The sequence below is a fragment of the Acidobacteriota bacterium genome (assembly GCA_020853395.1).
In the GTDB taxonomy this organism is placed as follows: Bacteria; Acidobacteriota; Vicinamibacteria; order Vicinamibacterales; family SCN-69-37; genus JADYYY01.
The window spans coordinates 99,783-124,286 of record JADYYY010000009.1 but is presented as its reverse complement, the minus strand read 5'-3'; the positions used below and the strand labels follow the sequence as shown (position 1 = coordinate 124,286).

Annotated in this window: 20 protein-coding genes; 3 read left to right on the top strand and 17 right to left on the bottom strand. The window is 69.4% G+C overall.

What is annotated here, in order from left to right:
• Positions 1-2: 2 nt before the first annotated feature.
• From IT184_08625 to gap, 17 genes are all read right to left on the bottom strand, one after another.
• A complete protein-coding gene (locus tag IT184_08625) occupies positions 3-2,045 on the bottom strand; it encodes a PQQ-dependent sugar dehydrogenase (GenBank protein MCC7008866.1) in 2,043 nt (680 codons plus the stop codon).
• A 43-nt stretch (positions 2,046-2,088) separates the two neighbouring features.
• Positions 2,089-3,321 (bottom strand): nucleotide sugar dehydrogenase, encoded by a 1,233-nt coding sequence (locus tag IT184_08620; protein ID MCC7008865.1) that lies wholly within the window; start codon positions 3,319-3,321, stop codon positions 2,089-2,091.
• On the bottom strand, positions 3,308-4,234 hold the full coding sequence (locus tag IT184_08615; protein MCC7008864.1) for an NAD(P)-dependent oxidoreductase: 927 nt from the start codon (positions 4,232-4,234) through the stop codon (positions 3,308-3,310). The genes IT184_08620 and IT184_08615 overlap by 14 nt, the downstream gene beginning before the upstream one ends.
• A 151-nt stretch (positions 4,235-4,385) precedes the next feature.
• The gene (locus tag IT184_08610; GenBank protein MCC7008863.1) at positions 4,386-5,654 is read right to left on the bottom strand and encodes a glycosyltransferase family 2 protein; all 1,269 of its coding nucleotides are present in this window, start codon (positions 5,652-5,654) and stop codon (positions 4,386-4,388) included.
• Between the two features lie 23 nt (positions 5,655-5,677).
• A complete protein-coding gene (locus tag IT184_08605) occupies positions 5,678-6,631 on the bottom strand; it encodes an NAD-dependent epimerase/dehydratase family protein (GenBank protein MCC7008862.1) in 954 nt (317 codons plus the stop codon).
• A 165-nt stretch (positions 6,632-6,796) separates the two neighbouring features.
• Complete coding sequence (locus IT184_08600; GenBank protein ID MCC7008861.1) at positions 6,797-9,235, bottom strand: YfhO family protein; 2,439 nt, start codon at positions 9,233-9,235, stop codon at positions 6,797-6,799.
• Positions 9,232-10,002, bottom strand: a complete 771-nt coding sequence (locus IT184_08595) for an ABC transporter ATP-binding protein (protein ID MCC7008860.1) — start codon at positions 10,000-10,002, stop codon at positions 9,232-9,234. The genes IT184_08600 and IT184_08595 overlap by 4 nt, the downstream gene beginning before the upstream one ends.
• Positions 10,002-10,877 (bottom strand): ABC transporter permease, encoded by an 876-nt coding sequence (locus IT184_08590; protein MCC7008859.1) that lies wholly within the window; start codon positions 10,875-10,877, stop codon positions 10,002-10,004. Before IT184_08590 ends, IT184_08595 begins: the two co-directional genes overlap by 1 nt.
• A gap of 127 nt (positions 10,878-11,004) precedes the next feature.
• Positions 11,005-12,000 (bottom strand): dipeptide ABC transporter ATP-binding protein, encoded by a 996-nt coding sequence (locus tag IT184_08585; GenBank protein ID MCC7008858.1) that lies wholly within the window; start codon positions 11,998-12,000, stop codon positions 11,005-11,007.
• On the bottom strand, positions 11,997-13,061 hold the full coding sequence (locus IT184_08580; protein ID MCC7008857.1) for an ABC transporter ATP-binding protein: 1,065 nt from the start codon (positions 13,059-13,061) through the stop codon (positions 11,997-11,999). The genes IT184_08585 and IT184_08580 overlap by 4 nt, the downstream gene beginning before the upstream one ends.
• 13 nt (positions 13,062-13,074) lie before the next feature.
• Complete coding sequence (locus IT184_08575) at positions 13,075-14,229, bottom strand: ABC transporter permease (protein ID MCC7008856.1); 1,155 nt, start codon at positions 14,227-14,229, stop codon at positions 13,075-13,077.
• 1 nt (position 14,230) lies between these two features.
• Complete coding sequence (locus tag IT184_08570) at positions 14,231-15,199, bottom strand: ABC transporter permease (GenBank protein ID MCC7008855.1); 969 nt, start codon at positions 15,197-15,199, stop codon at positions 14,231-14,233.
• Positions 15,200-15,215: 16 nt separating this feature from the next.
• The gene (locus tag IT184_08565; GenBank protein MCC7008854.1) at positions 15,216-16,727 is read right to left on the bottom strand and encodes an ABC transporter substrate-binding protein; all 1,512 of its coding nucleotides are present in this window, start codon (positions 16,725-16,727) and stop codon (positions 15,216-15,218) included.
• 515 nt (positions 16,728-17,242) lie between these two features.
• Positions 17,243-17,713, bottom strand: a complete 471-nt coding sequence (secG, locus tag IT184_08560; GenBank protein MCC7008853.1) for a preprotein translocase subunit SecG — start codon at positions 17,711-17,713, stop codon at positions 17,243-17,245.
• Positions 17,714-17,870: 157 nt separating this feature from the next.
• A complete protein-coding gene (locus IT184_08555; GenBank protein ID MCC7008852.1) occupies positions 17,871-18,650 on the bottom strand; it encodes a triose-phosphate isomerase in 780 nt (259 codons plus the stop codon).
• Between the two features lie 154 nt (positions 18,651-18,804).
• Positions 18,805-19,977: a phosphoglycerate kinase gene (locus tag IT184_08550; GenBank protein MCC7008851.1), complete on the bottom strand. Its 1,173-nt coding sequence runs from the start codon at positions 19,975-19,977 to the stop codon at positions 18,805-18,807.
• Between the two features lie 3 nt (positions 19,978-19,980).
• The gene (gene gap / locus IT184_08545; GenBank protein MCC7008850.1) at positions 19,981-20,988 is read right to left on the bottom strand and encodes a type I glyceraldehyde-3-phosphate dehydrogenase; all 1,008 of its coding nucleotides are present in this window, start codon (positions 20,986-20,988) and stop codon (positions 19,981-19,983) included.
• Positions 20,989-21,062: 74 nt separating this feature from the next.
• Between gap and IT184_08540 the strand changes: the two genes are divergently transcribed.
• The 3 genes from IT184_08540 (at position 21,063) to IT184_08530 (ending at position 24,309) form a co-directional block, all read left to right on the top strand.
• A complete protein-coding gene (locus tag IT184_08540; protein MCC7008849.1) occupies positions 21,063-22,391 on the top strand; it encodes a 3-deoxy-D-manno-octulosonic acid transferase in 1,329 nt (442 codons plus the stop codon).
• Positions 22,392-22,462: 71 nt separating this feature from the next.
• Positions 22,463-23,371 (top strand): tetraacyldisaccharide 4'-kinase, encoded by a 909-nt coding sequence (lpxK, locus tag IT184_08535; GenBank protein ID MCC7008848.1) that lies wholly within the window; start codon positions 22,463-22,465, stop codon positions 23,369-23,371.
• Positions 23,368-24,309, top strand: coding sequence for a lysophospholipid acyltransferase family protein (locus tag IT184_08530; GenBank protein ID MCC7008847.1), 942 nt, complete (start codon positions 23,368-23,370; stop codon positions 24,307-24,309). The genes lpxK and IT184_08530 overlap by 4 nt, the downstream gene beginning before the upstream one ends.
• Positions 24,310-24,504: the final 195 nt, after the last annotated feature.

Sequence of the window (24,504 nt, the reverse complement as noted above, 5' to 3'; positions counted from 1 at the left end):
GATCACCGCCCGGCCAGTATCGGAACGTCCGCCGGCTGTCCCCAGAGGTAGGCGGCGGATGCGGTGAACCCGGCGCTCGATTTCAAGACGTACCAGCCGCCGTTGGAAGAGCGGTACACCGCGATGTCGTCGATGCCGTCTCCGTCGTAGTCCGCGGGCACCGGACGGTCGTTCGGTGCGCCCCACGAGAAGAATCGGGACGTGCTGAACCCCGATGCGGACGTCAGGATGAACCAGTAGCCGCCGTCCGGCCGGTAGACCGCGACGTCGGCACGGCCGTCGCCGTCGTAGTCACCCGCGACCGGCAGATCGCCGGCCCGGCCCCACGCGTAGATGCTCGCCGCCGAATAGCCCGAGCTCGACCGCAGGATGAACCAGTGGCCCGTCGAGGGGCGGTACACGGTGATGTCGACGAGCTCGTCGCCATCGTAATCGCCGGGCGCGGGCAAATCGCCCGGCATGCCCCAACTGTAGAACGCAGCGCTGGTGAAGGCCGAGCGCGACGTCAGCACGTACCAGTAGCCATTCGAGGGCCGGTACACGGTGATGTCGGTGCGGCCGTCGCCATCGTAGTCGGCGGGCACGGGAACGTCTCCCGGCATGCCCCACGTGTAAAACGCCCAACCGCTGAAGCCCGTGCTGGACTTCAGGACGTACCAGTAGCCGTTCCCAGGCCGGTACACCGCGAGATCGGCCAGCCCATCGCCGTCGTAGTCGCCGGTGACCGGCACATCGGTTGCGACGCCCCAGGCATACGTGGCGCCAGATGCATAGCCGCTCGCCGACGACAGGATGTGCCACGTTCCGGTGTTCGGGCGGTAGATCGAGACATCGGCTTTGGCATCGCCGTCGAAGTCGCCTCGTCGGCCGGTCGACGACGGGTACGGATCGAATCGGAACAGCGAACCGTCGTAGGTCAGGCCATACAACTCGCCGCGCGCGTCGGTTCCGAAGCTCACCCACGGCCGAACACCTGCGCCAGGCATGTTCGTGTGCTCCTGGACGTCGGTCACGGTGGCCTCGTTCGTCGCGTGGATCTGCAGGCCCAGAGACCACAGCCGTCCGGACCCGATGTCGGCGAAGACATATCGGCCGCCGAGCAACGACGCCAGCGCCGTGCCGCGATAGACGTAGCCGCCGATCACCGTTTGGCCCGTGCCACGGCCATACTCATGGATCGGGTCGACGATCGCCGGCGAGAACGGCGGCGTCGTGGTCACGTTGTCGTGCGCACCTTCGCGGTTGCGCCAGCCGTAGTTGCGTCCGCCGGCGCCAGCCGGCTCGTAGTCGATCTCCTCCCAGGCGCCCTGGCCCACGTCGCCGATGATCAGCGCACCAGTTCCGCCCCGTGCCGGATCGTCGAAGCTCCATCGCCACGGATTCCGCAGACCGAACGCCCAGATCTCCCCGAGCACGTCGCTGCGGCCGGCGAAGGGGTTGGTCGCCGGCACGACGTATCCCGTCGCATGTCCCTCGCTGACGGCCACGTCGATCCGCAGCATCTTCCCGAGCAGCGACCTCGGGTTCTGGGCATGGTTCAGCGGGTCGTTGCCGCTGCCGCCGTCGCCCAGCCCGATGTAGAGGAACCCGTCGGGTCCGAACGCGAGATGTCCGCCCTTGTGATTCGCGAAGGGCTGCCGGATGAACCGTTCGCCGCTCGGCCACACGAGATCGACGCGCGTCGCCGGATCGAGCCGCAGCGGCTGGGCCGCGGATCGCGTGTAGCGCGCGACGACGCTGTGGCCGTCGGGGTTGATGAAGTAGACGAACACGCGGCCACTCGTCGCGTAGTCCGGCGCGAACGCCAGCCCCAGCAGGCCCTTTTCGCCGTCCGACGAGATCAGGCCCCTGAGATCGAGGAACGGCTGCGCCTGCACGACGCCGTTCACGAGCACGCGCGCGAGGCCACCCTGTTGCACCACGATCTGCACGGCGGCGTCGGTCGGATGCGGCACGAATGCCACCGGCTTCGTGAAGCCGGTGGCGACGAGCGTCGCCTGCATCTGGGCCGGCGGAGGCGCGGCGGTGGCGAGCGCCGAGAGCACCGAGAGCGACGCGGTGACCGCGCACGCGAGCCGCGTGCGGCGGCTAGAGGATGCCGGGCGAGAAGGCCAGCAGGTTCGGTGTCCGCATCGCGGCGAGCACCTCGCGCTTGCGATAGCGGATCTCCATGACGATGAGATCGTGCGGTACGAGGATGGCGAGCGCATCCGCGCCGCGAGCGACCGCCAGTACCGAGTCACAGCGATACTCCTCCACGAGCGGATCGTACAGCTCTGGCGCCAGCCCATCCTGACGCAAGAGCGACACGACCTCCAACGCCGGGCTCTCGCGAAGGTCCTTGACGTTCGGCTTGTAGGTCGCGCCGAGGCACACGACCCGCGGCCGATCGACCTGTGCCACCGACTGCCGGATGCGATCCGCCGTCCTTCGCGGCATGCCGTCGTTCAACTCGCGTGCCGCTCTGAGCAGTCCGGTCTGGGTGGGACGCGCCGCGATGAGGAACCAGGGATCGACAGGAATGCAATGGCCGCCGACGCCGATGCCAGGATTGAGAATCTGGACGCGTGGATGGAGGTTGGCCAGCTCGATGGCTTGGCCCGGCTCGATGCCGAATTCCTCGCAGAGCACGGCGACCTGGTTGGCGAACGCGACGTTCACGTCGCGAAACGAGTTCTCGATGAGCTTGACGAACTCGGCGGTCCGATCGTCGGTCAGCCGCACTCCACCCTTGACGAACACGCTGAAGAGCGCCGACGCCCGCCTGGTCGACGCCTCGTCCACCCCGCCGACGATGCGGGTGTTGAACACCGCCTCGGCCATGATGTTGCCCGGCAGGATCCGCTCCGGGCAATGGGCCAGGAAGAGGTTCAGCCCGACGCGAAGGCCGCTGCGCTCGAGAATCGGCTGGACGACCCCGCGCGTCGTGTCCGGTGGAATGGTGGACTCGACGACGACGAGATTGCCAGGACGGAGAACCGGCACGAGCGACTCGGCGGCCGCCACGACCGCCGACAGATCGGGCGTGTGATCGTCGTGCCGCACTGGCGTCGGCACGGCAATCACGAAGGCGTCCGCCTCGACCGGCGTGCGCGACGCCGACAGGTGACGTTGGACGTCAGGGTCGCGGAAATAGGTCTCGAAGTCCTCTTTCTCGTCGACCTTCGCGCGCCGCTCGGCGATCTCGCGCACGACGCGCTCGTCGACGTCGACGGCCGTGACGCGCAATCCCGCGCGCGCGAGATGGAGACAGAGAGGGAGGCCGACGTAGCCGGCGCCGACGACCGCGACGGTCCTGATCGGCGCCTCAGTCGCGGACATCGTAGTACTCCCGCTGCCAGGCGACCGTGCGCGCGATGCCCTCGGCCAGCCCGACGGTTTCACGATGCCCCAGATCGGCGTGGGCGCGCGCGGCGGAGGTGCGCTTGTCGCGCGTGTTGTGCACCTCGTAGTCGACGTATTCCACCAGCCGATCGTCCCGGCCGACCGCCGCGAGAATCATGTCGGACACGGTCCGGATGTCGTGGTAGTGCTCACCGGCGATGTTGTACACCGCCCCGGGCTCGAACCTGGTCGCGATGGCGGCCAGCGTCCGGACCGTATCGTCGATGAACGACGACGTGCGATGGTGGTTCAGGTAGACGCGGTAGGGCAGCCGATGCAATGCCGAGTAGATGAACTTGCAGATGACGCTGCGGTAGTCGCTGTACGGCTCGCCCGGGCCGTACGTGTTGAACAGCCGGACGATCACGGTCTCGGTCCCCTCGACGGCCGCCGAGTTTAGCACCTGCAGCTCGTTCACCCACTTGGAGATCGCGTAATCGTTCATCTGTCGGATCGGATGGCGCGCCGGGACGTCTTCGGTCATGACGCCCTCGTAGTCACCGTAGATCTCGGAGCTCGAGAACACCACCATGCGGAAGCGGCGGGCCTCCTGGAGCCGGATCAAGTTCTTCGTGCCGACCGCGTTCGTCCGCCACATCGTTTCGTAGAAGTGCTCGCCGTTGATCCGGCCGAACTCGGCGGCGGCATGGTAGACGAACTCGAAGGGGACCTGATCGAACACCGACTCGAGCTGGCGGTACTCGCCGACGTCGGTGCGGAAATAGTACCCGCCGTTCAGACCGTGATGATGCGGGCGATCCAGCACCCACACCTCGTGGCCCTGCTCCCGCAACGTGCTGGTCAACGGCGCGCCGACCGCCCCGAGCCCTCCGGTCACCAGAATCTTCATCGCGTCCTTTCCTCGGTCCGAGGCGTCGCCGCGGACTTCTCCCGCGTCCCTTGCGGCAGGAGCGCCTCCTCACCGCGTGTGTACCAACTGGCTTGCGGCCCTTCGCGCCGTTCCGCGCCGGTGCGAGTCGATCGACGGCGCGCCAGGCGAATCACCAATCGAGCACGAACCACCTGCCGGTCATCCGCTGCACGAAGGCCTTCAGCAGGATCTTGCCGTAGCCCGGTCCGGCCCGCAGGAACGAGAAGCTGCTCTGGCCGGACGCGCGCTTCAAATGGCGCACGTCGACTTCCGCGACCCGGCGCGTGGCAGCCCACGCCTTGAACGTGATCTCCGGCGACAGCTCGAAGCCGCCGCTCTCCGGACCGTACCGATCGAAGATCCGCCGATCGAAGACGCGGAACGCATTGGTGTAGTCCGACAGCCGCACGCCGATCAGCATCCTCGTCGCCAGCCGGAACACCGCGCTCCAGAACCGGTAGAGCCGCGGCACGGCCTCGTAGTTGCGGCGATGGCGATAGCGCGACCCGATGGCCAGCGCGAAGCCCTCGTCGCGGACCTTCGCGAGCATCTCGGGCAGGCGGCTGACCTCGTCAGACCCGTCGCCCATCGTGACCGCGATGTACCGGGCGCGCGCGCGGTCCAGCCCGAACCGGATGGCGTTGCCCATGCCGCGCGGCGGCGTCTTGGTGAACGCGCGCACGCGAGGCGATCGCCACATGCAGGCAGCCGCGCGCGCGAACGTGTCGTCGCGGCTCATGTCGTCCACGATCAGAATCTCCACCGGCAACCCGGCGAGCGCGTCGAGCAGCCGGTCGCACACCGGCCCGATGTTGTCCTGCTCGTTGTACGCCGGCACGATGACCGAGAGCACCGGCTGGGCAGGTTCGAGCGTGCCGGCACACCAGTGCGCGAGCGCGTCGACGATGCGGCGGTGCGCGCCGTGGTCGCCGCCGTCCGTCCCCGGCCGGCCCACCGGCAGCAACGTCGAGCCATATCGTGGATCGTGTACGACCCGCCACGGCGGATCGGACGTCGCCAGCAGGAACAGATCGGGTCGCGGCTTCATGCGGTGGCCGAAGGCCGCCAGGTCGTCCTCGTTCTCGAGGATCGTGATGACGCCGATGCCGAGCGCGTCGGCCGCGACTCTGAGCAGAGCCGTGAACGTGCTGTCGCCGACGACCATGCACGCGCCGGCCTGCCGCTCCGCCAGCACGTCGAGCAACGGCCCGAACTCGGGCCGAGGCACGCTCCCCGCCGTGCCGCTCGACGAGACCCGAACGTGCGCGAGCGGCGCCGGGGGCTCCCAGCTCAGCGTGTCGGCGACGATGAACACAGGGATCACCCCGGCCCGGCCGTAGTCGAGCCGCCCGAGCCACGCGGCATGCTCGGCCCGCTCGACGGCCACCGCGATCCACATCGCGGGCCGAACCGCGGATCCGTTCACCTGGACGCCCCGGCGCCGAGCCGCCGCCACATCTCGCGCAGGCCGTCCGCGAGCGTTACCTGCGGTTCGAACGCCAGCACGCTGCGCGCGCGGGTGATGTCTGCGAGGCTTCGCCGCACTTCGCCGGCGCGTGCGGGACGATGCTCGATGGGGGCGGTGCGGCCGGCGGCCTGCATCACCGCCCGCGCCAGCTCCGCGATCGTCGTCGGCACGCCGGTGCCGATGTTGCACACCGTGCCTGGTGCTCCAAGCAGCGCAGCCCGCAGGTTGGCCTGCACGATGTCGTCGACGTGGACGAAGTCGCGAACCTGGGTACCGTCGCCGTAGACGGCGAGCGGCTCGCCCGCGGTCAGACGGGTGAGGAAGATCGAGATCACGCCGGTGTACTCGTTGTGCTCCATCGGCAGGCCGAACACGTTGAAGTAGCGCAGACACACCGTCGGGACGTTCCAGAGCGAGTGAGCCAGGCGCGCGTACCGTTCGCCGGTGAGCTTGCTGAGCGCGTAGAAGCTGGCCGGATCGGTCGCGTGTTCCTCGCCGATCGGTATCTCGCGCGCCTCTCCGAAGATCGCCGAGGAGCTCGAGTAGACGACCTTGATCGGCCGATGCCGACGGCAGGCGTCGAGCAGCCGCACCGTCCCGACGATGTTCGCCGTCGCGTCGGGGACGGGGGCGGCAATCGACTTGACGTTGCCGACCTGCGCAGCCAGATGGAACACGAACGCGCACTGCGCCACCACGTCCTCGAGCTCCGGCATCGTCGCGACGTCGGCCTCCATCAAGTCGACGAGCGGCGAGCCCGGCAGATGCTCTCGTCGGCCGGTAGAGAAGTTGTCGACGACAATCGTGCGGGCGCCGGCGTCGACCAGCGCCCGGGTGAGATTGCTGCCGATGAACCCGGCGCCGCCGGTGACAAGGCAGCGCGCGCCGCGCAACGATCCGAGATCCACGACTCCGCTCCTGAAGCGGGGAATCGTACACCATCGGGTGCGACGGGTACGACAGGTCCGAGGGGTCGACAGGTCCAAGGAATGCGCTGGCGCTGGCCAACCGTTTTTTGGCGGGGACGACGGGTGCGACAGGTACGACGGGTCCCAGGAACGCGCTGGCGCTGGTCAACCGTTTTTCGGCGCGGGTACGACAGGTACGACGGGGCGCGTTGGCCGTGTGCGGCCGTAGAGGAGCAGCGCCGTTACGGTCAGCAGGGCCGTCGCGGTGGCGATGAGGCCGGCTGTCAGGCCGGGCGGCCAGTAGCGGAACTCCACCGTGGCGGTGCCGGGCACCTCCACGGCGCGAAATGCGTAGTTCGCGCGCAGGATGGGGGCGGGGCGGCCGTCGACGTACGCCGTCCATCCCGGCGCCCACGCGTCGGACAGCACGACGAGGGCGGGCCCGGCGGCCGTGACGTCGATCCGCACGCGGTTGTCTCCGTAGTCGATCCGGCTGACGCGCGCCTCGACGCCAGCGGCCGCGCGGACCAGGCGGGGCGATTCCTCGAGGACGACATCGCCTCGTTGCAGGTTGCCGACGGCCTCGAGCGCCGCCGCCGGTGACGCCGCAACGGTGACCCGGCTCGCGACGTACGCGCGCGGCCACACCGAGCGGTTGACGAGCAGCAGGAACGGACCGTCCTTGGCGCGATACTCGAAGCCCAGCTCGTCGAGCCGGGCGATCTCCTCGTCCGGCGGCGCCACGGGGATGAGGTACTTCACGTTCAGCACGTCCAGGATGACGCGCGAACGGGGGAGCAGCGCCGACGGCAGCGGGTAAGGCAGCGGCCGCGTCTCGAAGTAGTGCCGTACGAGCTCGGTGTAGCGATCCGGATTGAAGGGCACGCGAGACGCGATGGAGGAGATCCCGAACGCCTGGGACACGTTGGCGGTCAACGCCAGGTCGTGCGTGCTGTGGATCCGGAAGAGCGACCCGTCGTTCTGCAGCAGGCGAACGTATTGAGGCGGCGAGCGCCAGACGTCCGCCCGTCCGAATCGTGCCCTGGCCTGCAGCGGCAGGAGCTCGGCGCAGATCAGCACGACGACCCCGACGCCGAACAGCACCGGACGCTCCCGCTTCCGGTGCAAGACGACGAGCCCGACGAAGCCGATCGCCACGACGAGGAGCCGTGCCGCTTCGGCGGCGGCGCCGGCGGCGACGTGCACGAAAGCCCGTCGCGGCAGGGCGGCGTTGATCGGCTGCGTGGCGGCGAACACCAACGCGGCCCAGACGGCGGCCGCGATCAGCACCGGACCGCACACGACGTCGACGGTCGTCGGGCGGCGCATCGTGAGCCGCTGCACGCCGCACGCCGCGAGTCCGGCGATGGCGAGCGTGAGCGCTCCGCCGAAGTACGGCGCGAAGTGCAGCGTGTTGAGCACGGGCAGGTAGGCCAGCCACTGCGCCGGCCGGAGCCCCAGCAGCTTCGCCGCCAGGAGCACGGCCGAGACGAGGAAGAAGACGAAGAGATGTCGCTGTCCCGCCAGACGACCCGGCCTGGCGAAGCAGGCGAGCAGGATGGGCAGGAGCCCAGCGTAGAACATCGGCGCGCCATCGGTCGGAAACAAGTGGAGGCTCCGATCGGGGATCTGCCAGGCGTCGAATCCGACGATCGGCGAGACGAGCGTGATCGTCTGCGCGAGGTTGTACGCGATGAAGCCGATGTCTCGGTACCAGCGCGTGAACACCTCGACGCTCGAAGAGATGGCCTCCACAGGGACGAGCACGAACGCCGTCAGCCCCAGTCCCAGCGCGACGGCGGCGAGGCTCCTGATCGCGATGGCCCGGCGAGTCCACGGCGCGGCGGACTCGCCCTCCGCCGAGACGGCGCGATGATGCGGGCGCGTGAACAGCGCGACCGCGACGTACAGCGCCGCGAGCACGAAGCCCGAGATCACGATCGGCAGGAACGACGCGAGCACGCAGTTCCCGTAGGCCAACGCCGCGAGGCCGATGCGCCGCGCCACGGGCCGTTCGATCAGCCAATCGGTGACGAGCAGGAGGCAGGGCAGCACGGCCTGGCTCTGGCCGAGGATCGCGTTCACGTTCTGCGTCATCGCGCCGCCGAGCACGTAGCAGGCCGCGAACGCCACGGCGGCCGGCATCTCGAAACGATGCCGGAGGAGCAGCAGCAGCGCGCAGATGCCCGCGAACAGCAGTTGCGCGAGGTAGTACGCGTCCCGCAGCAGCGCGCTGTTGCCGGCGAGGAGCACGAGCGTGTAGGGCGGATAGTATTGTCCGCTCGTCAACTCGGTGTGCGCGTCGACGCCCGCGCCGATCGAGGGATCCCACAGCGGGACATGAAGCCGGCGGAACGCGCGCGAGAACGCCTGCCCGGCGGGCTCCCACTGCCACCACGTGGCGCCCTGGTCGTGCCAGTTGACGAACGCCGGGCCGATATCGCGCGGCGACATGCCGGTGAAGCGGTTGTCGAAGGGATGGTAGTTCGCCGTCGCGACGAGCGACTGGCCGAGAAAGACGATGTTGAAGTTGGCGAGGAGCAGAATCGCGGCGACGGCGAGCATCCCGAACCGCCGCTGCCGGCGGCGGGCCGCGTCGATCACCGGCGCACCATGGCGTCGTCGGCCGCGGCGATCGACTGTTCGTACCACGCCAGCCCCTCCTCGGTCGGGCCGTCGAAGGTGAGCTGGCCCTGCTGCAGGACGCAGACGCGGCTGCAGAGCTCCCGGACGGCGTCCGCCGAGTGCGACACGAAGAGAATCGTCTTGCCGCGCGCCCGGAACTCCAGCAACGTCTCGACGCAGCGTGCCTTGAAGTCGGCGTCGCCGACCGCGAAGACTTCGTCGAGCAGCAGGATGTCGGGATCGAGGTGCGCGGCGACGGAGAACCCGAGCCGCATCGCCATGCCCGACGAGTACCCCTTCAACGGCAAATCCATGAACTGCTCGAGGCCCGAGTACGCGACGATGCGCGGGTAGATCGCCTCGATCTGCCGGCGGTCGAACCCGTAGATCGACGCCTCGAGGTAGACGTTCTCCCGGCCGGTCAGCTCGGGGTGGAACCCGGCGCCGAGCTCGATGATGGCGACGACCCGCGCGCGCCGCGCCACGAAGAGATGCCCGCGCGTCGGCCGCTGGAGGCCGGCCACCATCTTCAGGAGGGTGCTCTTCCCCGAGCCGTTGCGGCCGACGATGCCGACGACCTCGCCGACGGCGATGCCGAACGAGACGTCGCGTACCGCCCAGAACGGTTCCACGCTGTGCCGCTTCTCCCGGTGGAACACGGACAGGACGCGCACCTTCAACTGCGGTGTGTAGTTGTGCCGCAGCATGAAGAGCTTGGACACGCGGTCGGCGACGATCACGTCCATCAGAGGTGCTCGAGGAGCTCCGTCTCCAGCCGGCGGAACAGGTACACGCCCAGCGCGAGCATCCCGGCCGCGTAGGCGACGGCCAGCCCCCACGATCCCGGATCGGGCCACGTCTGTTCGTAGAAGATGCGCTGGTACGCCACGATGAACGGCGACATCGGGCTCAGGCGGATCAACGTGCGCAATGGCACGGCCGCGCCACCGATCACGGCCACCGCCGGCACCTGGTGAATGGCGTACACGATCGGCGTCGTCCAGAAGCAGAGCGGGAGGATCACGTCGACGAGGTGGCGGACGTCGCGAAAGTGCGTCGTCGCGGCCGAGAGCATCAGCGCCACGCCGAACGTGAACATGGCCTGCAGGATGACGACGGCTGGGAACAGGAGCATCGGCCAGGCCGGAGGGACGCCGAGGATCGTCAGCATGACCGGCACGAACACGAGCACCGTCAGCACGTACTGGGCGAGGTTGAAGCAGACGGTCGCGAGCGGCAGGATCGCACGGGGAAACCGGACCGAGCGAATCAGGCCGCCCGATTCGAGGATGGCGCCGGTCGACATCGTCGCGGAGTTCGCGAAGAACGTCCAGGCGAGCACGCCGAGCAGCACGAAGAACGGGTAGCCCGGCTGCGTGCTGCCGAGGATGTACTTGAAGGCCAGCGTGTAGATGATCACCATCGCGAGCGGGTTCGCGAGCGACCAGGCGAAGCCGAGCACCGAGCCGCGGTACTTGAGCTTCAGATCGCGCATCACGAGGTTCTTGAGCAGCTCGCGATGGGTGACGACCGCGGTGGCTTCCTCGGCCACGGACAACTGCTCGGTCGCGCGGTCGACGAACGCGGAATCCGACGCGAGGCTCGCGGCGATCGACGACATCTCAGGCGTGGACACAGGCGTGACCGGTGGGCGCGTCGCTCGACGCGCACGCCGGGCATTGTATCCGCTCGCCTCCGCCGCGTCGCGCTCCGCGTCGCCGGCCGCGGCGACGGCAGGGCGCACGTGCCTACAACGGGCTCGGCGCCTTCTCCCTCGCCTCTTCGGCGAAGTGACAGGCCGAGACGTGCCCGTCCGCGATCGTGCGCAGCGGCGGCTCGACCCGCGCGCAGATCTCCTGCGCCAGGTAGCAGCGCGGATGGAAGCGGCAGCCCGCCGGCGGATTCGCCGGGCTCGGCACGTCGCCGCTGAGGACGATGCGCCGGCGCCGGCGCGTCGGGTCGGGAATCGGAATCGCCGACAGCAGCGAGACCGTGTACGGGTGTCTCGGGTTCCGGTACAGCTCCTCGCTCGCGGCCAGCTCGATGATCCGGCCGAGGTACATGACCGCGACGCGGTCGCTGATGTGCTCGACGACCGACAGATCGTGCGCGACGAACACGTACGTGAGCTGCATGGAGCGCTGCAGGTCGCGCAGCAGGTTGATGATCTGCGCCTGGATGGAGAGATCGAGCGCCGAGACCGGTTCGTCGGCGACGATGAGCCTCGGCGACACCGCCAGTGCGCGCGCGATGCCGATCCGCTGCCGTTGGCCGCCGGAGAATTCGTGCGGATAGCGGGCGGCGTGGCCCGGCGAGAGGCCCACGAGCGTGAGCAGCTCGTCGACGCGTCCGCGGACCGCGCGCCCCCGCGCGATGCCGTGTGTCGTCAACGCCTCCGAGAGGATGCTGCCGATCGTCAGCCGGGGATTCAGGCTCGAGTACGGGTCCTGGAAGATGATCTGCATCTCGCGGCGGAGCGCCCGCATCGCCCGCCGCGGCAGCCCGACGATCTCGCGCCCGTCGAACTTCACGCTGCCGCCCGTCGGCTCGATCAGCCGCAGAATCGATCGCCCGGTCGTCGTCTTGCCGCAGCCGCTTTCACCCACGAGCCCCAGCACTTCGCCGGCGTCGACCGAGAACGAGACGCCGTCGACGGCCTTCACGTGGCCGACCGTCTTCGAGAAGACGCCCTTCCTGATCGGGAAGTACTTGCGGAGGTCGGTCACGTCGAGGAGCGGCGTCACGGGCGCCCCTCGCTGACGCGCAAGGGGCGCGCGGCGTCGCGGCCGTCCTCGCCCAGCGGATTCAGCGTGCCGGCCGCGATCTCGCCGGCCCGGAAGCAGCGGGCCATGTGACCGGGCTCGATTTCGACGAGCTCGGGCGGATTCAGACAGCGCGACGGGTCGAACACCGGGCAGCGCGGGTGAAAGCGGCAGCCCTGAGGGAACCTCGCGGGATTCGGCACGTTGCCGGGGATCACCCGGAGACGATCCCTCTCGACGCCGAGCGTCGGAATCGATGCCTGCAGGCCGGCCGTGTACGGATGCAGCGGCCGGGCGAAAGCCGACCGCACGTCGGTGTACTCGACGACCTGGCCGGCGTACATCACGGCCACGCGATCGGCCGTCTCCGCGACGACGCCGAGATCGTGCGTGATCAGGATGACGGCCATCCCGAGCTCCTGCTGCAGGCGATCGAGCAGCTCGAGGATCTGTGCCTGAATCGTCACGTCCAGCGCCGTCGTCGGCTCGTCGGCGATGAGAACCGACGGCCGGCAGGCGAGCGCCATCGCGATCATCACGCGCTGGCGCATGCCGCCCGAGAGCTGGTGCGGGTACTCGTCCACGCGCTGAGCGGCCGCCGGGATGCCGACCAGATCGAGCAGCGCGATGGCGCGCTCGCGGGCGCGCCGGCGATCTAGCCGCTCGTGCAGCACCAGAGTCTCGGCGATCTGATCGCCGCAGGTGAACACCGGGTTGAGCGACGTCATCGGCTCCTGGAAGATCATCGAGATCTCCTTGCCGCGGATGGCGCGCATCTCCGTCGCCTGAAGGCCGAGGAGATCGCGTCCGCGAAACAGGATCCGGCCGCCGACGATCCGGCCAGGCGGCTCGGGAACGAGCCGAAGGATCGAGAGCGCCGTCACGCTCTTCCCGCTGCCGGACTCGCCGACGACGGCCAGCGTCTCGCCGGCGTGGACCGCGTACGACACCCCGTCCACCGCGCGCACCACGGCATCGTCCGTGTAGAACCAGGTCTTGAGCTCCTCGAGGCGGAGCAGCGGCTCGTTCGGTCGATCGCTCATGACGTGCCGCCGTTCACGACTTGCCGCCCGTGACCCGGCGTGGATCGAGCGCGTCGCGCAGGCCGTCGCCGAGGAAGTTGAACGCCATGACGGTCAGGAAGATCGCCGCACCAGGGACGTAGAGCAGCCAGGGGAACGACGTCAGCGCGCGCAGGCTCCGGGCCTGGTTCAGCATGTTGCCCCAGGACGCGGCCGGTTCCTGCACGCCGACCCCGAGAAACGACAGCACCACCTCGCCCAGGATGTAGCCCGGCACCGACACGGTGGCGGCGACGATGACGAAGGACCAGGTGTTCGGAAGTATGTGCCGCGCGATGATCCGGAAACGGCTGACGCCGAGCGCCTCGGCCGCGGTGACGAACTCGTTGCGCCTGATGGAGAGCACCAGGCCGCGGATGATGCGGGCGAGGCCGGCCCATCCGATGAACGACAGGATCGCGACAATGCCCAAGTACACCTGCTGGCTGGGGAGGTCGATCGGAAACACGGCGCGCAGCGCGATGATGAGGTAGAGCGACGGGATGCTGAGCAGGAGCTCGCTCAGCCTCATGATGATCGTATCGATCCAGCCGCCGAAGTAGCCGGCGATGCCGCCGAGCAGCAGGCCGATCGTGAAGGAGATCGCGATGCCGACCAGGCCGACGGTGAGCGAGATGCGCGCGCCGTAGAGCAGGCGCGAGAACTGGTCGCGGCCGAACGAATCGGTGCCGAGCAGGTACACGCGCGCCGGGCCGTCGACGCCGAACAGCCGACGGCTCGCCGTCAGGCCGAGCAGGCGGTACGGCTCGCCGCGGACGAAGAACCGGATCGGCTGCTCGGCGCCCGGAACCTCCTCGTATCGGAACGTGCGCGCGTCGGCGAGGCGCGTCTGGTGTACCAGCGGACGCCAGATGAAGTGGCCGTCGTGGGTGACCCAGTGCGGCGGCTGCGGCGGGTGGAAGAACCGATCGCGATCCATCAGCTCGGGCGGATACGGCGCGATGAACGGGGCAACGGTGGCCAGCCCGTAGAACACGAGCAGCAGCACGCCGCCGGCGATGGCGAGCGGACTGCGCTTGAACTGGCGCCAGAAGATCCGCGCCGGCGATTGCGGCGGCAGCGCCGGAGCGGCTTCGGCTCGCGGAACGGCGGGATCCGCCGGCGGCACGGGAGCGGCGACGGGCGCCATGTCAGTCGTAGCTGATGCGCGGGTCGGCGATCGCGAGCAGCAGATCGGCGACGAGGTTGCCGAGGATCAGCACGACGGAGGCCATGAGCACCGAGCCCATGACGAGGTACTGGTCCTGCGAGAGGATCGCGTCGAGCGTCAGCCGGCCCAAGCCGGGCCAGGAGAAGATGATCTCGGCGATGAACGAGCCCGAGACGAGGGCGCCGAGCGTGTAGCCGAAGAGCGTGATCATCGGGTTGAGCGCGTTGCGCAGCGCGTGTTTGAACACCACCACGCGCTCGTCGAGGCCTTTCGCGCGCGCGGTCGTCACGAAGTCGAGGCGCAGCACGTCGAGCAGGCTCGCGCGCATCTGCCGCATGCGGCTCGCGAGCGGCACGAGCCCGACCGCGAGCGCCGGCAGCGCGAGATGCCAGAGCAGATCGAGCGCCTGACCCAGCGGCGTCAGGTCGTCGTAGTCGATCGATCGCATGCCGCCGACCGGAAACCAGCCCGTGCGCGCCGCGAGCATCAGCAGCAACAGGCCGGACAGGATCTCCGGGATCGACAGCCACACGAACGCGAACACCGACAGGAGCTTGTCCACCCACGAGTGCTGGCGCACGGCGGCGATCACGCCGAGCGGCACCGCGAGCGCCCAGGTGACGATTGCGGACGCCGCGGCCAGCATCAGCGTGTTGCCGAGCCCTTCGCTGATGACCGTGAAGACCGGCTGATGCCGCGAGAACGACTCGCCGAAGTCGAAGTCGAGCAGCAGGTTGCGGAGGTAGAGGCCGTACTGCACGTACCACGGCTGGTCGAGGCCGAACCGCCGGCGCATCGCCTCGATCGTCTCGGCCGAGATGGCCGGGTTCTCGGCCATCGTGTTCAGGAAGTCCCCCGGCGCGAGGTACAGCAGCAGGAAGCTCAGGAACGAGATGCCGAGGAGCAGCGGGATGGTCTGGAGCACCCGCCGCAGAACGTACGTCCGCATGCGCCGGCGCGAGCGATCAGGACCGCGGCTTCGCGAAGACGCGGTCGATGTTCCACAGCAGCCGGTGCGGGATCGGCGAGGGCTGCGTGTTCCCGAACCGGTTGCTCAACGGCAGCTTGATCTTCTGCGTCGGGAGCCAGAGGATCCATGCCTGCTCGTTGACCGTCTGCTCGACTTCCTTCCAGGCGGCCTGCCGCTTCGGCATGTCGGGCGTGCCGACGATGACGTCCATCAACTGGTCGATGCGGGCTTCCTGCGGCGTCTCCGGTTTCGGCTGGGCCATGTTCCAGTAGTGCGTGCGGCCGCTGGAGCGCCAGACGTTCTGGCCCATGCCCGGATCCGGCGGCACGCCGGTCTGCAACCCCAGCAGCGCCGCCTCGTACTGGAAGTCGTCGCGCAGGTTCGTGACGAGCGTGTTGAAGTCGATCGGCGTGAGGGTGACCCTGATCCCGACCTTCGCGAGGTCGTCGCGGATGAAGTTGGCCATCGAGACGCGCAGCCGGTTCTCGCTGTTCGTCTTGAGCGTGAAGGCGATCGGGTGGCCGGCCTTGTCCTCGAGGACGCCGTCGCCGTTGCGATCGGCGAACCCCAGGCTGGCCAAGAGCTTCTTCGACTCCGCGGGATTGTAGTCGTACTTCAGGACGTCCTCGGAGTACCACTGCTTGCTGCCGGCCGTCTGCTGCGACCAGTTCTTGACGGCTTCGCCGAAGAACACGCTGGGGATCATCGCGTCGCGATCCACGGCCATCGAGACGGCCTTGCGGAACGCCGCGCTGTTGAACCACGCGTACTTCGCGGGATCGACCACGGGATCGCCGACGCGCTTGCCGGCGGCCGGCTTGCGCACCTTGTTGAGGTTGAACCAGAAGAAGTTGGTGCTGAGCGCCGGCCCCGTGTCGTGGAGGGTGAAGTTGCCGGACTGCTGGTTCTGCTCGTACCAGACGTAGTTCTCCGGCTTGACGCTGTCCAGGCCGTCGAGCTCGCCCGCCCGGAACTTCAGGTCCGCCGCGTCGAGGTCGGGGACGACCACGAAGACGACCTCGTCCAGATAGGGCAGACGGTGGCGCTGCTCGTCGACGCCGAACCAGTACGGATTCCGCCCGAGCACGGTCTTCTCGCCCGCGACCTGCTGCTGCAGGCGGAACGGCCCGCTCGTGACGATCTGATCCGGCGGCGTGCTCACGCTGTAGGCTGACGCGAAATCGCCGTTCTTGAAGGCCGGCTCGAGCACGTGCTTCGGCATGATCGGCACCGAGCTGGCCAGCGACACCAGCATGGCGTTCGGCTGCGGCGTCTCGATGACGATGGTGTAGTCGTCGGGCGCCGTGATCTCGAAGCGCTGCCCGTTCATCACCAGCAGATCCTGCACCGACGGATGGAGCGTGGCGTCGTAGGCCACCTGGAAGTTGAACAGCACGTCGGCCGCCGTGATCGGCCGGCCGTCCGAGAACTTGGCACCCTTGCGCAGATGGAACGTCCAGGTGAGCCCGTCCTGGCTGACCTCCCACGACTTCGCGAGGCCCGGCACGGCTTCCTGCGTGCCGTTGTCGAACCCGGTGAGCCGATGAACATCAGGCCCGTGATGTCGGTGGACGAGGTCTCGTTGGCCATCAGCACGTTGAACGTCTTGGGCCCCGAGATCGTGCCGATGACGAACCGCCCGCCGTACGTGCCGACCTCGGGCACGTCGACGACCCACGGTTCCTCGGGCAGCGGGTGCTGGTCCACGAAGGTGGCCGCCTGCCGGCGCTCGCCGCGGCAGGCGGCGAGGCTCAGGAGAACGAGGATCGCGGCCGCGCTCCGCAGCGCACGCGTACGTGTCGGCGTGTCCATCATGCTGGTGGTCTCCGTCTGCTCATGGAGTTTAGTCAGGGCAAAGGGCAGAGGGCAAAGGGCAAAGGTAGAGGGGAAAGGGAAAAGGGAAGAGGAAGGGAAAAGGGAGAAAGGGAAAGGGAAGAGGAGGAAGGGAACCGGGACGGGACCGAACGGCTCGAGGGCCATGGGCGAACTTGCGTGTGCCCATGGCCTGGAGCCATGGACGGGCTATCGTCCTGACGGTCCGCCGGCCGGCGCCGGCTGCTGCACGGGTGCGTTCTGCGCGGGCGACTGCGGCGCGTTCGGCGCGGGTGTGGCGGGCGCCGCCGGCGTACCCTGTGCCGGTGTCTGGCTCGCGCCGCCGGCGGGCGGCGTCGCGGGCGGAGTCGACGGCAGCGTGGGCATCGGCAGCGCTGGGGCGGCCTGCTGCGCCGGGCCGCCGACGCCGCTCACCACCGATCCGCCGCCGCTGCGTCCCATCAACGTGAGCGCGAAGGCGCCCACCAAGAACAGCGATCCAAGGATCGTCGTCGCGCGCGTCAACACCGTGGCGCCCGCCCGGGCCCCGAAGGCGGTCTGGCTGCTCGCGCCGCCGAACGCCGCGGCGATGTCGCCGCCCTTCCCCTGCTGCAGCAGGATCACGACCAGCAGCAGCAACGACACCAGGACGTAGATGGCGACGACGAGGTAGTAGAGCATAGACGAATCAGTATACAGGCGCTTCGCATGGACGGCCGGGGACGTCAGCTCGTCACCGAACGGCATCCGCGGGCCTGGCGCCCGGGCGGGCGCCTACACAGCGGGCGCCCACGCACACGGTCGCCCGGGCGGGCCGGGCACCTACGCAGCCGGCGCCTCAGTGCGTCGCCGCGCGATGCCCGTCCCGGCCGTTCTGCACGATCTTGAAGAAGCTCGCGACCTCGAGGCTGGCGCCGCCGACCAGGGCGCCGTCGACGTCGGGGAGCGCCATCAGCTCCTTCACGTTGTCGGGCTTGACCGACCCGCCGTACAGCACGCGGCAGGCGGCCGCCGCGTCGGGGCTGAACCACTCGCGCAGCCGGCCGCGGACGTAGCGGTGCGCCTCGTCGGCTTCGGCCGGCGTGGCGTTCTTGCCGGTGCCGATGGCCCAGACCGGCTCGTAGGCGATGACGAGCCCGGCGAGCTCGGCCGGCGTGCAGCCGGCCAGCCCATCCTTGATCTGCCGGTCGAGGACCGCCGGCATCTGGCCAGCCTCGCGCTCTTCGAGCGTCTCGCCGATGCAGACGATAGGGATGAGCTCGGCCTCGAGCGCCGCGCGGAGCTTCCGGTTGACCCAGGCGTCCGTGTCGCCGAACATCCGGCGCCGCTCCGAGTGGCCGATGATGACGTAGCCGGCGCCGGCGTCCTTGATCATCGCCGCGCTCACCTCGCCGGTGAACGCGCCCTGCTTCTCGAAGTGCAGGTTCTGCGCGGCGATGCCGATCGACGTATTGCGCGCGGCCTCGACCGCCGTGGCGATCGACGTGAGCGGCGGCGCGACGACGATCTCGACGCCGTCGACGTGTTTGACGAGCGCGCTGAACTCCCGCAGGTAGGCGAGCGTCTCGCGGTTGGTCTTGAACATCTTCCAGTTGGCAGCCAGAACGGGAACACGCATCGTGGGGAGCCTGCCTTTCGGTACTGAAGCCGCGGGACTTTCAGCCCCGCAGGGCGCGCGGCGGGCTGAAGCCCGCCGCCTACTGCGGTTGCGGCCGCCTACTTCGGGTGCTCGGTGCGCGGGCGGGCCGACGCCCGCCCGCCACAGTCGCCGCTCATCCGAGCGCTTCGACGCCCGGCAGTTGCTGGCCGCCGAGGAACTCGAGCGAGGCGCCGCCGCCGGTCGAGATGTGCGTCATCTTGTCCGCGACGCCGGCCTGCGTCACCGCCGCGACCGAGTCGCCGCCGCCGATGATCGTCGTGCCGTGGACGTTGGCGACCGCCTTGGCGACGCCGATCGTCCCGTTGGCGAACGCCGGAATCTCGAACACGCCCATCGGCCCGTTCCAGACGACCGTCTTCGCCCGGCCGATGACGTCAGCGTAGCGCGCCACCGTCTCCGGGCCGATGTCGAGCCCCATGCGGTCGCCGATCGCCGGATCGCCCACGGCGAGCGTGGCCGCCGGCGCGCCCGCCTCGAGCTTCGGCGCGACCACGTGATCGACCGGCAGCTCGACCGTGATGCCGTGCGCGGCCGCGCGCGCGGTCAGCGTCCTCGCCGTGTCGATCAAGTTCTCCTCGACGAGCGACTTGCCGACCGGCTGGCCGGCCGCCTTCAGGAACGTGTAGGCCATCGCGCCGCCGATGACGAGCGCGTCGACCTTCGTGAGCAGGTTCTCGATCACCTCGAGCTTGTCCGACACCTTCGCGCCGCCGAGGATCGCGACGAACGGACGCTCGGGATCGTGGAGCGCCCGCCCGAGATACTCGACTTCGGCGGCCATCAGGAACCCGGCGGCCGATGTCGTCACGTGGTGCACGATCCCTTCGGTCGAGGCGTGCGCGCGGTGCGCCGACCCGAACGCGTCGTTGACGTACACGTCCGCCAGATCCGCGAGCGCCTTCGCGAACGCCGGGTCGTTCGCTTCTTCCTCGGCGTGGAAGCGCAGGTTCTCCAGCACGATCACGCCGCCCGGATGCGCCGCGATCGTCTCGGCCGCCGCCGGCCCGATGCAGTCGGGCGCGAAGGCCACCGGCCGCTCGAGGAGCGTGCCGAGGTGCTCGGCGACCGGTTTCAGGCTGAACTCGGGCTTCGGTTTGCCCTTCGGCCGGCCCAGGTGCGAGGCGAGAATCACGGTCGCCCCCTGCCCGAGCGCGTAGGTGATCGTCGGCAGCGCGGCGCGGATCCGCGTGTCGTCGGTGATGCGCCCGTGCTCGATGGGGACGTTGAAGTCGACCCGGACGAACACACGGCGCCCCTCGAGCGCGAGGTCGCGAATCGTGCGCATGGCCTAGAGCCCTTTCTTCGCCATGTAGAGCAGCAGGTCCACGCAGCGGCTCGAGTAGCCCCACTCGTTGTCGTACCAGGCGAGCACCTTCACGAAGTCGCCGTCCATGACCTTCGTGTAGGGCGCGTCGACGATCGACGAGTGCGGGTTGCCACGGAAGTCGATCGACACGAGCGGCGCGGTGACGTACTCGAGGATCCCCTTCAGCGGGCCGTCGGCCGCCGCCTTGAACCTGGCGTTCACCTCCTCGGCCGTGGTCTTGGTCTTCACCTCGACCGCGAGGTCGACGACCGAGACGTTCGGCGTCGGCACGCGCAGCGCGATGCCGTCGAGCTTGCCCTTGAGCTGCGGCAGCACTTCTCCCACCGCGGCCGCGGCGCCCGTCGTCGTCGGGATGATCGAGAGGGCCGCCGCGCGGGCGCGCCGCAGATCCTTGTGCGGCAGATCGAGCAACTGCTGGTCGTTGGTGTAGGCGTGGCAGGTCGTCATCCAGCCGCGCACGATGCCGAACCCCTCGTCGAGCACCTTGGCGAACGGCGCGAGGCAGTTCGTCGTGCACGACGCGTTCGAGATCACGTGATGCTTCGCCGGGTCGTAAGTCTCGTGGTTGACGCCCATGACGAACGTCGCGTCCGGCTTCTTGGCCGGCGCGGTGATGATGACGCGCTTGGCGCCGGCGGCCAGGTGCTTGCTCGCGCTGTCGCGATCCGTGAAGCGGCCCGTCCCCTCGAACACGACCTCGACGCCGAGGTCCTTCCACGGCAGTTGCGCCGGATCCTTCTGCGCCAGCACCTGGAACCGGTCCTGGTCGACCGTGATCGTGTCGCCGCTCGCCGTGATGTCGGCCTTCAGGTTGCCGAGGATCGAGTCGTACTTGAGCAGGTGGGCGAGAGTCGCGGCGTCGGTGAGGTCGTTGACCGCGACGATGTCGATCTGCTTGTGGGCCATCGCCGCGCGCATGATGTTCCGACCGATCCGGCCGAACCCGTTGATGCCTACCTTGATTGCCATGCTGAGCCACTCCTCTCGAATCGGGAAAACCAACCCACGAAATCGCTGATTCTATCAAGTATCATCGTCACGCCGTGCACGCGCTCTACACCGCCCTGATCCTGCTCCTCGCGGCCGGCCTGTCGCCCTGGTTCGTCTACCAGGCCCTGCGCTACCGGAAGTACATCGGGAGCCTCACGCAGCGCATGGGCCGGCTGCCGGTCGGGTTCAACCTCGACGGCGACGACTCGATCTGGATCCATGCCGTGTCGGTGGGCGAGGCGCTCGCCGCCCGCGCCCTCATCAGCGACCTCAGGGAGCGGTACCCCAAGTATCGCCTGTACCTCTCGACGACGACGCTCACGGGGCATCAGGTGGCGCGCACGCGGCTGCAGGGGCTCGACGGCGTCTTCTTCTTCCCGTTCGACCTGCCGCTCTTCGTCAACCGCACGCTCGCGCTCGTGCGCCCGCGCCTCTTCATCATGATGGAGACGGAGATCTGGCCCAACCTCCTGCGGGCGTGCCGGAAGAAGGGCGTCAAGACGATGCTCGTGAACGGCCGGATCTCGTCGCGGTCGTACCCGCGGTACCGCGTCGCGCGGGTGTTCTTCAGGCGCGTGCTGCTCGACGTCGATCGGCTCTGCATGCAGAGCGACGAGTCGGCTCGGCGGATCGTGGACATCGGCGCCGACCCTGCGCGCGTGCTCGTCACCGGCAGCCTCAAGTTCGACTCGCTCGAGGCGCCGGCCCTGGCGGCCGGGCGCGGCGCCGGCCGGGTCCTCCGCTTCTTCCGCGTGCCCGCCAGCCGGCCGGTGCTCATCGCGGCCAGCACCCTCAAGGGTGAGGAAGGGCCCGTGCTCGACGCCTTCGCCGCGATCCGCCGTGCGCAGCCGAATGCGCTGGCGATCATCGCGCCGCGGAAGCTCGAACGCGTCGCCGACGTCGAGGCGCTCGCCCGCGCCGAAGGCCTGCGCGTCGTCCGGCGGACCGCGCTGCCGATCGACAGCGAGCCGCGCGCCGACGTCGTGATCCTCGACACGATGGGCGAGCTGGCGCACCTGTTCCAAATCGCGACGGTGGTCTTCGTCGGCGGCAGCCTCGTCGCCAAGGGCGGACACAACATCCTCGAACCCGCCGTGTGCGGCCGCCCGATCGTCTTCGGTCCGCACATGCAGAACTTCGCGGAGATCGCCGACACGTTCCTGCGCAATCAGGCGGCCATTCAGGTCCATGGCGACGCCGAGCTGGTCGACGTCCTGCTGCGGCTGGCCGGCGACCCCGTCGAGCGCGCCAGGCTCGGTGCGGCCGCCCGGGCGCTCGTCGAAGCGAACCGCGGCGCGAACGCGCGCACGCTCGACGTCATCGCCGAGCTGCTGCCGCTACCCGGCCGCCGGGGCGTGGTGCGGCCGTTCACACGCAGGTGACGTACCCGGATCGCCCGCCGGATTCCGGCGCCCGTTCCCTCGGCACCCCGCGCCACTCGGCCCGTCCCGTCGTGTCGATCGGCAACATCGCGATGGGCGGGCGCGGCAAGACGCCGACGGTGGCGCACGTGGCCCGACTGCTCGTCGAGGCCGGCGAACGGCCGTCCATCCTCAGCCGCGGCTACGCGCGCGCGCAGCCGCAGGAGGGCGCGGTCGTCGTGAGCGACGGCCGGCACCTGCTGGCCGACGTCGCGCGGAGCGGCGACGAGCCGTTGATGCTCGCGCGCGAGCTGCCGGGCGTCGCGGTCGTCGTCTGCGACGTGCGCGCGATCGCGGCGGCGCTCTCGGCCGACGTGCTCGGCGCCACCGTCCATCTGCTCGACGACGGATTCCAGCACCGGGCCATCGCGCGCGATGCCGACATCGTCATCGTCACGCCCGCGGATCTCGACGGCCGGCGAGTGCCGTTCGGCCGGTTGCGATCGGCCGTCTCCTCGCTCGCCCGCGCCGACGCCGTCGTCGTCGACGCGGCTGCCGCCGACCCGGTCATGGCTCGCGTTCGAGCGCTCGCGCCATCCGCCGCGCTGTTCGCCCTGCACCGTCAGATCGGCGCTCCGGCGCCGCTCGAGCCGGCGCGAGCGGACGCCTTCACCGCGCCTGGCCCCATCGTGGCGCTGGCCGGCATCGCTCAGCCCGACCGATTCATGCACATGCTGAGGCAGGCCGGGTGGGACGTCGCCGAGACGATGGCCGTCGGCGACCACCATCGGTACGACGTCCGCGACCTCGCTCGGCTCACTCGCCTGGTCGAGCGCGCGGGGGCGGCTGGCGTGCTGACGACCACCAAGGACCTCATCCGGCTGCTGCCGCTTCGGCCCCTGCCGATCCCAATCGCGGCGGTGCCGCTCAGCGTGACGATCGAGCCGGCGGAGGCGTTTCGCGCCTGGCTCTTCGCGCGCATCGCGAGTGCGCGGGCGTGACGCTGACCGACGTGCGTCACCGCGCCGAGTACGTGCTCGTCCAGGTCGTGCGGGCGATCGCGGGGTGGTTGCCGGTGTCCGGCGCCCGCGCGCTCGGCACGGCCGTCGGGTGGACGGCGTACGTCGTGGATCGGCCGCACCGCCGGCTGGCCGCGCAGCAGTTGCAGGCGGCCTTTCCGGTGCGGCCGCCGCGCGAGTGCCGGCGCATCGCGCGACAGACCTTCGTGCACTTCGGACGTCTGCTGATCGAAGTGCTCCAGGCGAGCACGCTGCCACCCGCCGCGCTGCTCGAGCGCACGGAGTTCGTGGGCGACGACCACATCCGCGCGGCGCTCGCGCGCGGCAAGGGCGTCATCATGTTCGTGGGGCATTTCGGCTGCTGGGAGATGCAGGGCATCGTGCACCCGCTCCGGCTCCCGCGCATGGCGGTGCTGGCCCGTCCACTCGACAACCCCTATCTCGACGCGCTCCTCGAGCGGATCCGATGTTCGACCGGCAACCGCATCATCCACCGCCAGGGCGCCGTGCGGAAGGTTCTTCGGGCGCTCGCGGCGAACGAGGTGGTCGGCATCCCGATCGACCAGCACATCCAGGACGCCAACGCCGTCATCGTCGAGTTCTTCAACCGGCCGGCGGCGACGACGTCGGCGCTCGCTACGCTCGCGCTGCGCACCGGCGCGCCGATCGTGCCGGCGTTCGCCCTGCCGCTCCCTGGCGGACGCTACCGGTTGATCTACGAGCCGCCCATCGAGCCGCCGGCCGCCGGTGCCGACGATCCGGTGCGGGAGCTCACCCAGCGCTGCAGCGACGTGCTCGAGATGTACGTGCGGAAGTACCCGCACCTGTGGCTCTGGATGCACCGGCGTTGGCGGCCGGAAGGGGAAGCGCCAGACGCTCGTGCCGAGCACGGGTCGTCGCCGGTCGACGAGTCGAGCTGAGGCTGCGCGCGCGGCGGGCCCCGCCGGGTTCGCGCTTTCGCAGGAGCGTGTCCGCTCCGCCGGGTCATCCGTCGATCGCGGAAGCCACTGGAACTCATCGTCGCGCCCTGGACGGCCGCCGAGGCGCCCGCCGAGGACGGCGGCGCGACCTCGAACGGCGCCCTTGTCGTCGATTGTCAATTCAATTCGTGATTT

Excerpts from the sequence above, each read along its gene's own strand:
- secG (MCC7008853.1), bottom strand. The coding sequence starts at position 17,713 with ATGCTCTACTACCTCGTCGTCGCCATCTACGTCCTGGTGTCGTTGCTG.
- IT184_08595 (MCC7008860.1), bottom strand. The coding sequence starts at position 10,002 with ATGGACGTGATCGTCGCCGACCGCGTGTCCAAGCTCTTCATGCTGCGG.
- gap (MCC7008850.1), bottom strand. The coding sequence starts at position 20,988 with ATGGCAATCAAGGTAGGCATCAACGGGTTCGGCCGGATCGGTCGGAAC.
- IT184_08580 (MCC7008857.1), bottom strand. The coding sequence starts at position 13,061 with ATGAGCGATCGACCGAACGAGCCGCTGCTCCGCCTCGAGGAGCTCAAG.
- IT184_08620 (MCC7008865.1), bottom strand. The coding sequence starts at position 3,321 with ATGTCCGCGACTGAGGCGCCGATCAGGACCGTCGCGGTCGTCGGCGCC.
- IT184_08555 (MCC7008852.1), bottom strand. The coding sequence starts at position 18,650 with ATGCGTGTTCCCGTTCTGGCTGCCAACTGGAAGATGTTCAAGACCAAC.
- IT184_08570 (MCC7008855.1), bottom strand. The coding sequence starts at position 15,199 with ATGCGGACGTACGTTCTGCGGCGGGTGCTCCAGACCATCCCGCTGCTC.
- IT184_08610 (MCC7008863.1), bottom strand. The coding sequence starts at position 5,654 with ATGTGGATCGCGGTGGCCGTCGAGCGGGCCGAGCATGCCGCGTGGCTC.
- IT184_08575 (MCC7008856.1), bottom strand. The coding sequence starts at position 14,229 with ATGGCGCCCGTCGCCGCTCCCGTGCCGCCGGCGGATCCCGCCGTTCCG.
- IT184_08550 (MCC7008851.1), bottom strand. The coding sequence starts at position 19,977 with ATGCGCACGATTCGCGACCTCGCGCTCGAGGGGCGCCGTGTGTTCGTC.
- IT184_08590 (MCC7008859.1), bottom strand. The coding sequence starts at position 10,877 with ATGTCGTCGATCGCCGCGAGCCTCGCGTCGGATTCCGCGTTCGTCGAC.
- IT184_08615 (MCC7008864.1), bottom strand. The coding sequence starts at position 4,234 with ATGAAGATTCTGGTGACCGGAGGGCTCGGGGCGGTCGGCGCGCCGTTG.